Source organism: Yersinia vastinensis, from assembly GCF_044905075.1.
Lineage (GTDB): Bacteria > Pseudomonadota > Gammaproteobacteria > Enterobacterales > Enterobacteriaceae > Yersinia > Yersinia vastinensis.
The window spans coordinates 2,222,375-2,236,823 of the sequence record NZ_CP173260.1; the positions used below are offsets into that span (position 1 = coordinate 2,222,375).

Below are 14,449 nucleotides of genomic sequence, written 5' to 3' on the forward strand. Positions count from 1 at the left end.
TCTGGTGAATAGACCAAGCCTGACCTTTGGTGAATTATCGATGCGGATACGTTTCTGGATCTTTCTGATCAGTATGGTTCTTGCTGGCTGTAGCAGCCATGCCCCGACGCCAAGTGGCCACTTGTCAGATTCCATTGTGGTGGTCGCGAAACTCAATGAACAACTGCGCCAATGGGAAGGTACGCCATATCGTAATGGCGGACTGGATCAAAGTGGAGTTGATTGTTCTGGCTTTGTTTACCGCACATTCCGTGATCGTTTCGACATGCAACTGCCTCGCACGACAGTTGCGCAGACTACGCTAGGGACTGAAGTTTCCCGTGATGATTTGATGCCTGGTGATTTAGTTTTCTTTAAAACGGGTAGTGGACAAAATGGATTGCATGTTGGAATTTATGACACCAACGATGAATTCATTCACGCCTCTACGAGTAAAGGTGTTATTCGTTCATCGTTGGAAAATGTCTATTGGAAGCGGGTTTATTGGCAAGCGCGCCGTATCTAAATATGGTATTGAATCGATAGGCTGAACCTAAAACTATCTTTGTGGGTTATGTTATCTTAGTGGCTGCTTATTTTGGTTCGGAGCCGCGTTTATGTCATCCCTTCGGTTACTCATTTCTGACTCTTATGATCCCTGGTTTAATCTGGCAGTAGAAGAATGTATTTTCCGCCAAATGTCCCCAGATCAACGGGTGCTATTTTTGTGGAGAAATTCCAATACTGTGGTTATTGGACGAGCCCAGAATCCGTGGAAAGAGTGTAATACGCGGCGCATGGAACAAGACGGTGTAAAGTTGGCTCGACGCAGTAGCGGCGGCGGCGCGGTTTTCCATGACTTGGGGAATACCTGTTTTACTTTTATGGCCGGTAAACCTGAATACGATAAAACCATATCTACCCAAATCATTCTGAATGCCTTGGCCTCTTTGGGTGTTCAGGCCACAGCCTCTGGTCGCAATGATTTGGTGGTAGTTAAAGATGATGGTGAACGCAAGGTTTCTGGCTCTGCTTATAAAGAAACGAAAGACCGCGGTTTTCATCACGGCACATTATTACTCAATGCTGATCTTAACCGTCTGGCGGACTACCTTAACCCCGACCCCAAAAAATTACAGGCCAAAGGCATAACATCGGTACGTTCGCGGGTGACGAATTTGGTTGAGCTATTGCCTGGCATTGACCACGAGAAAATTTGTACAGCCATTGAGCAGGCTTTCTTCAATTATTATGATGAGACAGTTTCTGCAGAAGTTATCTCACCACAGGCATTACCCGACTTGCCCGGTTTCACGGAACAATTTGCTAAACAGAGTAGCTGGGAATGGAACTTTGGTCAGGCTCCGGCATTTAGCCATTTGGTCGATACTCGCTTTGTTTGGGGCGGAATTGAACTACATTTTGACGTTTTACATGGCGCAATTGACCGTTGCCAAATATTTACTGATAGCTTAAATCCAGCACCACTGGAGGCATTAGCTGAGCGTCTTCAAGGTGTGCCTTATCGAACTGATGCCATTACTACCACCTGCCAGCAGATAAGTGATGAGTTTCCTGAGTCGCAAGCTGAATTATTACAAGTTCGCCATTGGCTCACGGAGGTACTACGCTGATGTCTTCTTTTAATACTGATAAATCTGCGCCAAGATTTGAGGTTGATAATACGTCTGAGTTTGATAATGCTCTTCAATTTAACAGCAGCTATGGGCAGCAGTTGCCTGGTTTTTATACGCATTTGCAGCCAACACCGTTAAAAGGGGCGCGCTTGTTGTATCACAGCGAGCCATTGGCTCGGGAATTAGAACTTGATGCTAGTTGGTTTAGTGCACCGAAATCGGCGATCTGGGCCGGTGAGGCACTGTTACCTGGCATGGAACCGCTGGCGCAAGTTTATAGTGGGCATCAGTTTGGTGTTTGGGCAGGGCAGCTTGGTGATGGTCGCGGCATCTTGCTCGGAGAGCAGCAACTCAGCGACGGTCGCAGCATGGATTGGCATCTGAAAGGGGCAGGGTTAACGCCTTATTCCCGTATGGGAGATGGTCGGGCAGTATTGCGCTCTGTGGTTAGAGAGTTTTTAGCCTCTGAAGCATTGCATCATTTAGGCGTACCAACTAGCCGAGCACTGACAATCGTGACCAGTGACCATCCGGTTTATCGCGAGCAACCTGAGCGGGGAGCCATGCTATTGCGGGTGGCTGAGAGTCATGTGCGTTTTGGTCACTTCGAGCATTTTTACTACCGACAGCAACCGGCTCAAGTCAAACAGCTCGCCGACTATGTTATCGCACGGCACTGGCCGCAGTTTGTCGGACAAGCAGACGGCTACCTACTGTGGTTTACTGATGTCGTTAAGCGAACAGCCCGTCTAATGGCTCACTGGCAAACTATCGGTTTTGCGCATGGTGTAATGAATACCGATAATATGTCTATTCTTGGTATTACCATGGATTATGGCCCATTTGGTTTTCTTGATGATTATGCTCCCGGCTATATCTGTAACCATTCTGATCATCAAGGGCGCTATTCATTTGATAATCAACCGGCAGTTGCCCTATGGAACCTACATCGGCTGGGACAAGCATTGTCTGGTTTGATGACTGTGGAACAATTGCAAATGGCGCTGGAGGCCTATGAACCAGAGTTAATGGCGGTTTACGGCCAACAGATGCGAGCCAAATTAGGCTTCTCTCAAAGTGATACTCAGGATAACGAGTTATTGACTGGGTTACTGAGTCTGATGAGTAAAGAGGGGCGAGATTATACTCGTACATTCCGTTTGCTGAGTGACGTTGAAGTGAACTCCGCGCAATCATTATTACGTGATGATTTTATTGATAGAGCAAGCTTTGACAGTTGGTATCATCAATATCGCGCCCGTTTGCAACAAGAGCCTATTGATGATGCGCAGCGTCAGCAGTCGATGAAAGCGGCAAATCCTAATTATATATTACGTAACTATTTGGCTCAGTTGGCCATCGACCACGCTGAGAGGGATGATATCGAGCCATTGCAACGTTTACATTTGGCCTTGCAGCAGCCTTTTGCCGAACAACCAGAATTCAGTGAGTTGGCGCAATTACCGCCAGACTGGGGAAAACACTTGGAAATTTCCTGCTCCAGCTAATGAGACGGCTATAATGAGACAAATAACGGTGGTAGAGGTTCTCTCTACCACCGTTTCTCTTTATATTTTCTCGCTTAATTTAATTCTGCCGCAGTACGAAGTTGTTTGAGGATATCAGGTGTTTGTAAACCAAAACCCAATAATGCCATATCATCAAGCACCAATAACCGCTTTTGTTTACCAGCAGGTGTCAGTGCAATACCGGGTAAGCGCCAAACGTTTTCCGCACCATTAAGAGATTTTACGCCGTGGGTGGTGATAACTAACAAGTCTGGCGCACTGGCGATGATCCCCTCTTGTGATAAAGGGCGGTAACCACTAAATCCCTGAATGGCATTTTTAAGTCCCACAGCACTGAACATGCTATCGGCAGCGGTATTTAAACCCGCGGCTAACGGAGGAATCCCCGCGTGACTCATAACAAATAGCACTTTCACCGGCGAAGGAGTTGATACCACAGTGTCTAACTGTTGTTGATAATGTTGTATCAGCTGTTGGCCTTTTTCTTCTTTATTCAATGTGGTGGCAATCAATCGTATTTTATCAATTACACCTTCCGGTGATTTCTCCGCGGGAACATAGATAAGTTTAACTCCGAGATCGGCAATCTGTTTTAATGCCATCGAGGGGGAAGCTCGTGCTGTACTCAGAATCAGTGTAGGTTTGATGGCAAGAATACCTTCAATATTAAGTAGGCGCATATAGCCAACATCAGGGCGTGTTTTTAGCGCCTCAGGATTAAGGCTAGTACTGTCGCGCGCCACAATGTTATCACCTGCGCCCAGTGCGTAAGTGATCTCAGAGACATCGCCGCCAATTGTGACGATGCGCGGGGTGGCTGTGCAGTTTATTGAAGTAATGAATATGAGAGTAACAACAATCCATTTAGTCATTCAACGAACCAGATGCAGTCAATTGAGCCAGTTGCTGATGCCATTGATTTTGCTCTGGTTGGCCTTCTGAACGCTGACCAAAGACCTGTAAAATATGTTTTCCCTGACTATCAAGTAATTCTAAACTTGAGACAAATCCCTCTTTAGTCGGCTTGCGTGTTACCCAACTTTCAGCGATGGCACTAGCATTTATTTGTAAATGAAATCCTTGACTGAGCACCTGTATATCATAATTGCCAGAAGGGTTCTCATCCTGAGAAATTATAAATTGCTCAATAACACCGGTGAATATTTGCATGCATCCGTTATTGCCGACAAAGAGCATAATTTCATTTTGATTATTTTGCGCAGCCTTAACTATTTGCATCAAGGCACTGTTATCTACTCGATAAGCCAAGTCGTCACTGACGGCTCGAAACGCCTGTCTACGTGTGATTTTATTGCGTTTCAATAGCATAAAGAATTGATGGATATCATTCATTTTTCGCCATTCAGCATCAATAGTTGCGTTGTTGATGGGGGACTCGGTATAGGGTTCGACAGGGGCAGGTTGTAATATCAAGGGAGAATGAGTCGATGTATGAAATTGCGCGACCAAGGTATGCCAAGCATTGATGTTTGTTTCATTGCTACAATATATCTTATGGATTGCGTTACCTTGAAAATCAAAACACTGAATACTAAGTTGTTCACCTTGCGGGGTAGTTTCGCGCAAACTAAAAACAGTATTCCAGTGGCTGAAAAACAACCTTAAATCTAGTGCTCGGGGATTGAGAACCAAGCCCAGATGCCCATGTAAACGCAAATTCTGATATTCACCCATCAACGCATGTCTGGCATAGTGGTTCGCGGTGACTGAGCAAGTTCTCCCAACCTTCTCCAACTCGGTAAGTAATGTACTGGCGTCAATATTCAGGTGCTGTGCATCATTGCCAACGCGGGCATAGACTAACTCCGCCTCACTGACATTCAACATTTGCGCGATGTCACAAGCCTGCATTGTCGGGTTTTGTTGCTGAGTTGCTTGATAACGCTGAAATAATGGCATTTTCATCTATCCATTCCTTTTAATATTGTGCCGTCATCGTGATGATTTTTGCGGCAGGGTTCCATTAGGCCATTTCAGGATGGCGGGCTAAATGTGGGGCTATAGATAACTCGAGTGAAATATCACCACTGATAACTGACTAGAAATTTGGCATTACGCCCATCTTGGGGGATTTCTTGTGGCGAGTAATACTTTTTGTCAAAGGCATTACCCAGCACAACTGCTGCTGTGGCATTTTTGAATGTGCCTTGCCCGCGATAACTTAGGTAAATGTCATGTACGGCATAACCTGCTTGAGGTTTGTATGCACGATGAAGGAGGCTCAAGGCCCCATTTTTTTTCATGAACTTGGTGTTTTCAGCCATTGTCATGACCCAGCCGGTGCTAAAACCACTGTTAGCAATAGGGATATTTAGGTTACTGGTGACTGTGTCCGGGTTGATACTGTCAATAAAACGACGAGTATCAAGATTAATACCACGAGTACGGTTATAGGCCAGATCCCAGCTAAACAAGCTATTTTGATAGTTCAGTGAGACATCCCAGCCCCAGGTTTTGCTTCGAGGTATGTTGAGATAGACAGATTTTGAAAAAGAGACATCATTGGTAATACGGTCTTTGGCATCGATATGGAAGTAACTGGTTTTCAGTTGAAGTGTGTCACTGTCTGCCAATAAGTCGTCAAAATACAACCCAAAACCGGCTTCTCGAGTGACGTTAGTTTCGGATTTTAAATTAGGGTTGGGCCTCCAGTAGTTTCGCATAAAATGCTTTGAATCATTATAAAGTTCGGTCAGTGTAGGAGTACGGAAGGCCTGACTATAGGCACCAAATATCATCAGCCAGTCTGTGGGGGTGATTGTCACTGCACCTTGAGTTGATTGTTGCTTGGCTTCTCTATCAGCAAACCCTGATCGGCTATTTTCATAACGGTCAAAACGAGTGCCTACCCGTAAGGTGACTGGCAGGTCACGCATGGTCACTTCATTTTGTAACCAACCCGATGAAAATTGAATTGCAGCGGGTGGAAAGCTGCGGATAACCCCCTTTGGAATTTGTTTTTGATGATAAGTTTCAACACCGTAAGTCAAGAGATGTGATGCAGGGCTGTGCGAAAACAACAAGCTGCTATTTTCTAGCTTTAAGCCTTGGGTAATTTGCTTGCGACTACCGTAACCTTCGTTGCGTACATCGTCGTTGACATTGACCTCGGAAGTGTAGAGTTGGGTAGTCATATCCAGCCAACTCAGGTGCTGAGGGTGTAAACGATAAATTAGCTCAACATCACGTTGGATGGTCGAACGTTTCATCATTGGGCTTTTCAATGAGTCTGGCACGCTCTGGTTGGCCATTCTGGGTTCTAGCGCTCGGTTGTTGTAATAGCGCAGCGCGGTGGTCAGTGACTGGCTAAAAGAAAGGCGGGCAGTGCCCTTGAGCATCAGGCTATTAATGGCTTCATCATTGGGGGCATCGTAACCATTACTTTGGCGTATATTACCGACCTTGCGCGTATTTAGGGCAATAATGCCATCCAGATTCTCTGTACGACCAAAAGCAGACATCCCGACACCTAGGCTATGGTGAGCGCTTGCGCCATAACTACTGATGCGAAAACCGAGGTTTCTCTCTTTATCCAGTAAATCGGTTGGATTGACTGTTTGGTAGGCAATAACGCCCCCCATGGCACCACTACTCACGAGTGATGTTGATGGGCTACGGGTGATGCTCACTTGTTTGATGAGGGCGGGGTCAAGAAACGTACCATTGAAATGTGCACCGTTAATTCTTTGGCGAATACCATCAATTAATACCAATACCCCATATTGATCATAACCTCGGATGCTAACGTTCTGTCCGTTGGTTCGCCCTATGCCGGTAACACTGACTCCCGGTACATTCTTGAGCATTTCTGTCGCAGTGGTTGCAGTCTGTTTTTGCGGTTGTGAGGCATTAATGACGGTTAAAATGCTGGGGGTGTTAAAACTGTCCGTAGATGGTTTGACTCCTCTGACAATGAGGGGGGGATTATTCGGTTCCACTGTAGGGTTGGCTGCTGCAGTTGAAGATAGTGCTAAGGTCACGCTCAAGCAGCATGATGACAAACGGAAGAAATAAGGCACAAGCAACTCTCCATGTATTGTTTAATTTAATCAATGGATTGCTGGCTGCCTTCGTGGTGAATATTAGGTGGCTGGCGAAATGTTAATTTGAAATAAAGGACAACTAAAAGTCATTTAGTGAGTATGAGTTTTCCTGCTTTAGTTTGACGCAAATAGTAGAGTTGACCTTGGTGATTAATTGCTACAACGTCATGCTGCCCCAGTAGTTTTTGGCTGTTAATACATGAGCATAGCAAAAGAGATTCACTTTGATTTGAAGGGGTATCTACAGTTTGAGTTCGATAGGTTCTATTGTGCATAAGGTGATTTTATCAAGTATGTATTAGTATTTATTTGATAATGATTATCATATGCATTTGTGTGTTGCTTCAAGCTAAAACTCTATTAGTAACCATTTTAATGCCTTGTTTTTCATTAGACATTGGTGTTACACCTTCTTCAGAAGGAATTGATATGTCAAAACGGGGGTTAAGCGAATAGAAGTGGAAGAAGTATTGAATTCAGTGATTGAATAGCGATGTTGCTGGTGGAAGAATGCTACCCAAACACTGAATTGATGAACGCAAATTGAAATTAATTAAAGCGGCTACTGACAGCGTCGGCTAATAAGCTTAAGAGCTGCTCTGTATCTGCCCAGTTCAAACAAGGGTCAGTAATAGATTGCCCATAAGTCAGCGGCGTACCCGCAATAATTTTCTGTGTGCCTTCAACTAGGAAGCTCTCCGCCATGACACCCACAATCGCCGTGGATCCTGCGCGAATTTGCTGGCCGATATCTGCGGCAACTTCTAGCTGACGACGGTGCATCTTTTGGCAATTACCATGACTAAAATCCACCACCAGATGTTCAGGTAAATCAAATTCCCGCAAGCTATCACAGGCAGCAGCAATATCAGACGCACCATAATTAGGGGTCTTACCACCGCGCATAATAATATGTCCGTATGGGTTACCGCTGGTTTGGTAAATTGTCATTTGCCCCGTTTTGTCTGGTGATAAAAACATATGACTGGCTTGTGCAGCACGGATAGCATCAATTGCAATCCGGGTGTTTCCGTCAGTGCCGTTTTTGAAACCTACCGGGCAGGATAGGGCTGATGCCATTTCCCGGTGAATCTGGCTTTCTGTTGTCCGTGCGCCAATGGCGCCCCAGCTAATCAGGTCTGCAATATACTGACCGGTTACCATATCAAGGAATTCTGTAGCTGTTGGTAGCCCTAACTCATTGACGGCCAACAGCAGTCGCCGGGCCATTTCAATACCTTGATTGACTTTGCACGAACCATCAAGTTCAGGATCAGAGATCAACCCCTTCCAGCCAACCACGGTACGCGGTTTTTCGAAATAAGTACGCATGACGATTTCAAGGCGGTCTTGATAACGCTCACGTAAAACATTCAGCTTGGTTGCATAATCGATTGCGGCATCAAGGTCATGGATTGAGCAGGGACCTACAACAACCAGCAGGCGAGGGTCTTCACCGGTCAGTATTTTTTCAATTCGTTTACGTGACGCTGTCACGTTATCGGCTACCGCTGCCGAAATCGGTAACTTTTCTGCCAGTTGTTGTGGCGTGACTAAGCTATCGATGCGCGCGGTCCGCAGTTCATCAGTTTTGTGCATGAAGATTCTCTAAATCTGTTCTTCTCTACGGCAGGAATACCGGGAAGTGATGGCGATCACAATAAACCAAAACTAAATGAATTCAACCGCCATCATCATGATTCATAGAAATTCTGATGAAATAAACTGAAAATAATATCCTTGAGAAATATTTCCGATCAGAACATCCGGCGACTCATTCCTAAAATATCCAGAATTTTAGTGGAAATTTCTTCTACGGAGTAGTTGGTGGAGTTGAGATAGCGAATCTGATTTTTTCGGAACAATGCTTCCACTTCGCCGACCTCCATACGGCATTGGCGCAGTGAGGCATAGCGGCTGTTTTCACGCCGCTCTTCGCGAATGGCCGCCAGCCGTTCCGGATTAATGGTTAGGCCAAACAGCTTATGTTGAAAGGGTTTTAGTGCGGTGGGGAGCTGCAAATTGTCCATATCATCAGCGATAAAAGGATAGTTCGCCGCACGAATACCAAATTGCATGGCTAAGTACAGGCTGGTGGGGGTTTTGCCGCAGCGAGAAACGCCCAATAAAATCACCTGGGCTTGATCCAGATTGCGCAAAGAAATGCCGTCATCGTGGGCCAGAGCATAGTCGATGGCGGCAATGCGCGCATCGTATTTACCCAGATTACTTTCGGTTAAACCATGAGTACGATTGAGCACCGGTTGCGGAGAAACGCCCAGTTCGCCCTGAAGTGGAGCGACCAGCGCTTGTACGATGTCTTGGCAGAATCCTTCACTGTGTTGAATGAGTTCGCGGACTTCGGCACTGATTATCGAATAGAACACCAAGGGCCTAACTCCGGTTTCTCGATATATTTCATTGATTTTCTCGCAAACCTCTTGAGCGCGAGCCGCACTTTCCACAAAGGGTAGCGTATAAGTGGTTGCTTTAATGGGGAACTGAGATAAAACGGCATGGCCGAGGACTTCCGCAGTGATGGCGGTGCCATCCGAAATATAAAACACACTTCTTTCCACGCTGACTCCTGAATATTGACGGGCTGATTCATATCACTGGCTAACTGCTGATGGTGTAAGTTTAGCGTAGCCAGTGTGCCTGATTGGCCTTATCGGTAAAGTGTTTGCTGTCAGAATCACCTGAAAATAATTTTTCTTGTTGGGTTGATCGATTCACCTGTCCATGGGCTATGGATCATTGTGCTAGTCTGATTCTGGTGTTGCTGATTCGTCAGCCCCGAAAACCTCTTGTTGTACCCTACTGAATGTCCGTAATTGATGACATGTCCGTAACTAATGAAAATGTAAAAAGGATTGTTTCGATGTCCAACAATGGCCTAAATCTGTGTAATGTGCTTTGGTACAACCAGCTTGGCATGCACGATGTTGATCGGGTTGGCGGTAAGAATGCCTCCCTGGGTGAAATGATAACCAATCTGTCTGGGCTGGGTGTTTCGGTCCCCAATGGTTTTGCTACCACGGCTCAGGCGTTTAACGATTTTCTGGAGCAAAGCGGCGTCAACCAGCGTATCTACCAATTATTGGATCAAACCAATGTGGACGATATTGCGGCGTTAGCAAAAGCCGGCGCGCAGATTCGTCAATGGGTGATTGAGACGCCATTCCATCCTGAGTTCGAACAATCAATTCATGATGCTTATAAGCAGTTGGCTGAGGAACCAGAAGCTTCTTTTGCGGTTCGTTCTTCGGCAACGGCAGAAGATATGCCGGATGCTTCCTTTGCTGGTCAGCAGGAAACCTTCCTTAACGTGCAGGGAATTGATGCGGTGATGGTAGCCATCAAGCATGTATTCGCTTCACTGTTTAATGATCGGGCTATTTCTTACCGGGTGCATCAAGGGTACGACCACCGTGGCGTCGCATTGTCTGCGGGGGTACAGCGCATGGTGCGTTCCGACCTCGCGTCCTCGGGGGTTATGTTTACCATTGATACCGAGTCAGGTTTTGATCAAGTGGTCTTTATCACCGCAGCTCATGGTTTGGGGGAGATGGTGGTACAGGGTGCAGTGAATCCAGATGAATTCTATGTTCATAAGCCGACATTGCGTAATGGCAGACCTGCTATTGTGCGACGTAATATGGGTTCAAAAAAGATTCGTATGGTCTACGGTGAAAGTCAGGAGCATGGCAAACAAGTCCAAATCGAAGATGTGCCAGACGAGCAACGCAATCGTTTCGCTCTCAGTGATGATGAGGTTGAAGCACTGGCCCATCAAGCATTACTGATTGAAGAGCATTATGGCCGCCCGATGGATATCGAGTGGGCGAAAGACGGCCATACTGGCAAGCTGTTTATCGTGCAAGCGCGGCCAGAAACTGTGCGCTCCAACGAGCAGGTGATGGAACGCTACCAACTGAATAACCAAAGCAATGTGCTGGTCGAAGGCCGTGCTATCGGGCATCGTATTGGTGCGGGGCCGGTTAAAGTGATTCATGATATCAGCGAAATGGATCGCATTCAGGCTGGTGATGTTCTGGTTACAGACATGACTGATCCTGATTGGGAACCGATCATGAAGAAAGCATCAGCTATTGTGACCAACCGTGGTGGGAGAACCTGTCATGCGGCCATTATTGCTCGTGAATTAGGAATCCCCGCGGTAGTGGGTTGTGGCAATGCGACGGATATTTTGAAAGAAGGCCAAAATGTCACGGTTTCCTGCGCCGAAGGAGACACTGGCTACGTTTACCATGAGTTGCTCGATTTCTCGATTCAAAGCTCACAGGTAACAGAATTACCGGATTTGCCTTTGAAAATCATGATGAATGTGGGTAACCCAGACCGAGCTTTTGATTTTGCACGCCTGCCAAATGAAGGCGTCGGGTTGGCACGTCTGGAATTTATCATTAACCGCATGATTGGTGCGCATCCTAAAGCGTTGCTGGAGTTCGATACTCAGCCACCCGCTATTCAAGCCGAAATTAAGGCGCTGATGAATGGCTATGACGATCCGGTTGAGTTTTATGTGGGTCGCTTAACCGAAGGCATTTCTACGCTGGGCGCCGCATTTTGGCCTAAACGCGTGATTGTGCGCTTGTCTGATTTTAAATCTAACGAGTACGCCAATTTGGTGGGAGGGGAAGCTTATGAACCACACGAAGAGAACCCGATGTTGGGCTTTCGTGGGGCGGGGCGCTACGTTGCAGATAGCTTCCGTGATTGCTTCGCATTAGAGTGTGAAGCGGTTAAGCGGGTGCGTAATGACATGGGGCTGACTAACGTCGAAGTAATGGTTCCTTTCGTGCGAACCGTCGCGCAAGCCGAGGCAGTGGTTGCCGAGTTGGCGAAACAAGGGTTAAAGCGTGGCGAGAATGGCTTGAAGATCATTATGATGTGTGAAATCCCATCGAATGCTTTGCTGGCTGATCAATTCCTTGCTCACTTTGATGGTTTCTCCATTGGCTCCAATGATATGACCCAGTTAACGTTGGGGTTGGATCGCGATTCTGGTGTGGTTTCCGAGCTGTTTGATGAGCGTAACGAGGCAGTCAAGGCCCTGTTATCAATGGCGATTCAGGCGGCTAAACGACAAGGGAAATATGTCGGTATTTGTGGTCAAGGCCCATCTGATCATGAAGACTTTGCCTCATGGTTGATGGAGCAAGGGATCGATAGCTTGTCCCTGAATCCTGATACCGTAGTGCAAACCTGGTTAAGTTTGGCGCAACAAACTAAACATTGATCCGGGGTTATCCCTATACCGTGATACATTGATTAATCCGCAGCTTAGGTTGCGGATTTTTTCTATTACGCATAAATATCACAAGGGAGAGTGCATAATGCGGGGGCTTGATTTACAGAAGAAAAGGGAAATAAAAATCCGATAGAATGATAATTAAAAGGTAATAGTAAAAAAAAAAGCCCATCTTAGGTGATAGGCAAAGACTACACACAGCAATACGTATATTCGATTACAGATATTTAAATAAGCCATTATAAAATGAATTATTTAAATGCCATGATGGGGAAGTCATTAATACACCATAATAGTAAGTAAATTCCGCGAGTTAGTCATTGAGAATTGTCTGAATAAAAAAGAATAAATAAATACTTATAATGAAAGTAATTTCATCCGGTTATTAATAATCATCTTATTTAATAATTGATATAATTGGTTGTCAGAAATATAAATACGGGGAATTTAAAGAACCATTATTTATTTTTAATAGCGGATATTGCTGGATAATCGGGGGCCGGCAGCATAACTACTCAACCCCCTTGGATACTAAAGCTCTTCTAAATGCTTGGCGACTTCTTGAATACTCTCTTCTGGCTCAGGGGCTTCGCTGACCCAGGCAGCAGTCAGACGGTAGGAAATAGCCAATACGACCGGGCCAATAAACAGCCCAATCATACCAAATGACAGCAAACCACCAATAACACCCGATAGGATGAGAATCATGGGCATATCTGCTTCCATTCGAATCAAATAAGGCCGTAACACGTTATCCATTGTTCCAACGATACAACTCCATACTAATAAAATGGTGCCCCACGTTGAGTCGCCCGTCCAGTATACCCAAATGACAGCGGGGATCAGTATCAACAGTGGCCCAAGCTGGGCAACACAGCAGATAAACATTAATACCGTAAATAACGTGGCATATTGAATTCCAGCGATGGCCAGGCCAATACCACCAAGTATCGATTGAACCAATGCCGTGACCACGACGCCCAGAGCGACCGCACGAATCGCTTTAGCCGCCAGTACAACCACAGCATCACCGCGTTTATCTGCGGCCCGCACGGCAAAATGGCGGATAGCTAAACCCACCTGCTCACCATGGAAATAGAGCAAGATACTGAACAATAGCATCAGCGCCAGATGAATTAAGAAGTAGCCGACATGGGCTGCTTGTGCCACCAACCACGTTGCAGCCGCGCCAACATAAGGCTGAATTTTAGCGATAATGACATTGCCGCCCCCGGCTATCAAGTTATGCCAACCGCTATACAGCTTGTCACCCACCATTGGGATTGATTTCAACCACTCGACATCCGGCATGCGTAAATTAGATGGGGTGGAGGCCCATTGGATAAGAGGGCCACTGCTTTCAACCAGACTGCTCACTAGAAGGGCTATCGGGATAACGAACAGTAAAATCAGCAGAACCGTCATCACAATAGCGGCCAGCCAGCGCTTACCCCAAAGGAGTTTTTGCAGCCTTATTAGCAATGGCCAAGTGGCAATAACGACCATGCCAGCCCAGGCAAAGCCCATGACAAAGGGTTGTACCACCCAGAAACTGGCGATAATCATTATCATAATGAATATCACCCCAAACATCAGTTTAGGTAAATCGAAACGACGTAGCTGCGGGTAACTCATCTGTGGGTTCTCAGTTCGGAAATCATGGCAAGGTGGCCATTACACTGTTACTCATTAAATCTTGCCTTAATAAGATATTTGCGCCATCTCATTAAGCATCAGTAGTAATCATGGTGTATTTCCTCAGTTTTTAACAGAGACTCCAGGATTTTACATCCATGATTTTATCAAAAAAGGGCAATGTCCTTGGAATAATAGAAATCTGATAACGAAAAACGAGTTGAAATAATGTGGTTTCGGCTGAACTTGAGTGTTATTTGTGCAATATAAAATTTTGATACTCAATGGTTTATTGCCGTATTTATCCTTGGTCGATACCCATCACTTTCC

At 45.8% G+C, this 14,449-nt stretch carries 11 protein-coding genes and 1 other RNA gene; 4 read left to right on the plus strand and 8 right to left on the minus strand.

Annotated elements, in window-relative coordinates; translation table 11 throughout:
- Window positions 1-40 precede the first annotated feature (40 nt).
- The 3 genes from ACIOG0_RS10445 (at window position 41) to ACIOG0_RS10455 (ending at window position 3,124) form a co-directional block, all read left to right on the plus strand.
- Window positions 41-505: an NlpC/P60 family protein gene (locus ACIOG0_RS10445; protein WP_050097558.1), complete on the plus strand. Its 465-nt coding sequence runs from the start codon at window positions 41-43 to the stop codon at window positions 503-505.
- A 91-nt stretch (window positions 506-596) separates the two neighbouring features.
- Complete coding sequence (locus ACIOG0_RS10450; RefSeq protein ID WP_050097559.1) at window positions 597-1,613, plus strand: lipoate--protein ligase A; 1,017 nt, start codon at window positions 597-599, stop codon at window positions 1,611-1,613.
- Complete coding sequence (locus tag ACIOG0_RS10455) at window positions 1,613-3,124, plus strand: protein adenylyltransferase SelO (RefSeq protein WP_128451700.1); 1,512 nt, start codon at window positions 1,613-1,615, stop codon at window positions 3,122-3,124. The genes ACIOG0_RS10450 and ACIOG0_RS10455 overlap by 1 nt, the downstream gene beginning before the upstream one ends.
- 74 nt (window positions 3,125-3,198) lie before the next feature.
- Here ACIOG0_RS10455 and ACIOG0_RS10460 read toward each other — a convergent pair whose 3' ends face one another.
- The 6 genes from ACIOG0_RS10460 to ACIOG0_RS10485 form a co-directional block, all read right to left on the minus strand.
- Window positions 3,199-4,017: a hemin ABC transporter substrate-binding protein gene (locus ACIOG0_RS10460; protein WP_050296266.1), complete on the minus strand. Its 819-nt coding sequence runs from the start codon at window positions 4,015-4,017 to the stop codon at window positions 3,199-3,201.
- On the minus strand, window positions 4,010-5,071 hold the full coding sequence (locus tag ACIOG0_RS10465; protein WP_050097562.1) for a hemin-degrading factor: 1,062 nt from the start codon (window positions 5,069-5,071) through the stop codon (window positions 4,010-4,012). Before ACIOG0_RS10465 ends, ACIOG0_RS10460 begins: the two co-directional genes overlap by 8 nt.
- Window positions 5,072-5,187: 116 nt before the next feature.
- The gene (locus ACIOG0_RS10470) at window positions 5,188-7,185 is read right to left on the minus strand and encodes a TonB-dependent hemoglobin/transferrin/lactoferrin family receptor (RefSeq protein WP_145582059.1); all 1,998 of its coding nucleotides are present in this window, start codon (window positions 7,183-7,185) and stop codon (window positions 5,188-5,190) included.
- A gap of 110 nt (window positions 7,186-7,295) precedes the next feature.
- Window positions 7,296-7,484, minus strand: a complete 189-nt coding sequence (gene hemP / locus ACIOG0_RS10475) for a hemin uptake protein HemP (RefSeq protein WP_072086471.1) — start codon at window positions 7,482-7,484, stop codon at window positions 7,296-7,298.
- A gap of 274 nt (window positions 7,485-7,758) precedes the next feature.
- The gene (locus ACIOG0_RS10480; RefSeq protein ID WP_050097564.1) at window positions 7,759-8,808 is read right to left on the minus strand and encodes a 3-deoxy-7-phosphoheptulonate synthase; all 1,050 of its coding nucleotides are present in this window, start codon (window positions 8,806-8,808) and stop codon (window positions 7,759-7,761) included.
- Window positions 8,809-8,966: 158 nt separating this feature from the next.
- Window positions 8,967-9,788, minus strand: a complete 822-nt coding sequence (locus ACIOG0_RS10485; protein ID WP_128451698.1) for a pyruvate, water dikinase regulatory protein — start codon at window positions 9,786-9,788, stop codon at window positions 8,967-8,969.
- Window positions 9,789-10,090: 302 nt separating this feature from the next.
- Between ACIOG0_RS10485 and ppsA the strand changes: the two genes are divergently transcribed.
- Window positions 10,091-12,472 (plus strand): phosphoenolpyruvate synthase, encoded by a 2,382-nt coding sequence (gene ppsA / locus ACIOG0_RS10490; protein ID WP_128451697.1) that lies wholly within the window; start codon window positions 10,091-10,093, stop codon window positions 12,470-12,472.
- A gap of 168 nt (window positions 12,473-12,640) precedes the next feature.
- Here ppsA and rprA read toward each other — a convergent pair.
- An RNA gene (gene rprA / locus ACIOG0_RS10495) (antisense sRNA RprA) lies at window positions 12,641-12,749 on the minus strand.
- A gap of 266 nt (window positions 12,750-13,015) precedes the next feature.
- Complete coding sequence (gene ydiK / locus ACIOG0_RS10500) at window positions 13,016-14,119, minus strand: AI-2E family transporter YdiK (RefSeq protein WP_050097567.1); 1,104 nt, start codon at window positions 14,117-14,119, stop codon at window positions 13,016-13,018.
- Window positions 14,120-14,449 lie beyond the last annotated feature (330 nt).

What these genes read in the sequence shown, in the direction of transcription:
- ydiK (WP_050097567.1), bottom strand. Translation starts at nt 14,119, where the DNA reads ATGAGTTACCCGCAGCTACGTCGTTTCGATTTACCTAAACTGATGTTT.
- ACIOG0_RS10455 (WP_128451700.1), top strand. Translation starts at nt 1,613, where the DNA reads ATGTCTTCTTTTAATACTGATAAATCTGCGCCAAGATTTGAGGTTGAT.
- ACIOG0_RS10450 (WP_050097559.1), top strand. Translation starts at nt 597, where the DNA reads ATGTCATCCCTTCGGTTACTCATTTCTGACTCTTATGATCCCTGGTTT.
- ppsA (WP_128451697.1), top strand. Translation starts at nt 10,091, where the DNA reads ATGTCCAACAATGGCCTAAATCTGTGTAATGTGCTTTGGTACAACCAG.
- ACIOG0_RS10460 (WP_050296266.1), bottom strand. Translation starts at nt 4,017, where the DNA reads ATGACTAAATGGATTGTTGTTACTCTCATATTCATTACTTCAATAAAC.
- ACIOG0_RS10465 (WP_050097562.1), bottom strand. Translation starts at nt 5,071, where the DNA reads ATGAAAATGCCATTATTTCAGCGTTATCAAGCAACTCAGCAACAAAAC.
- ACIOG0_RS10480 (WP_050097564.1), bottom strand. Translation starts at nt 8,808, where the DNA reads ATGCACAAAACTGATGAACTGCGGACCGCGCGCATCGATAGCTTAGTC.
- hemP (WP_072086471.1), bottom strand. Translation starts at nt 7,484, where the DNA reads ATGCACAATAGAACCTATCGAACTCAAACTGTAGATACCCCTTCAAAT.
- ACIOG0_RS10445 (WP_050097558.1), top strand. Translation starts at nt 41, where the DNA reads ATGCGGATACGTTTCTGGATCTTTCTGATCAGTATGGTTCTTGCTGGC.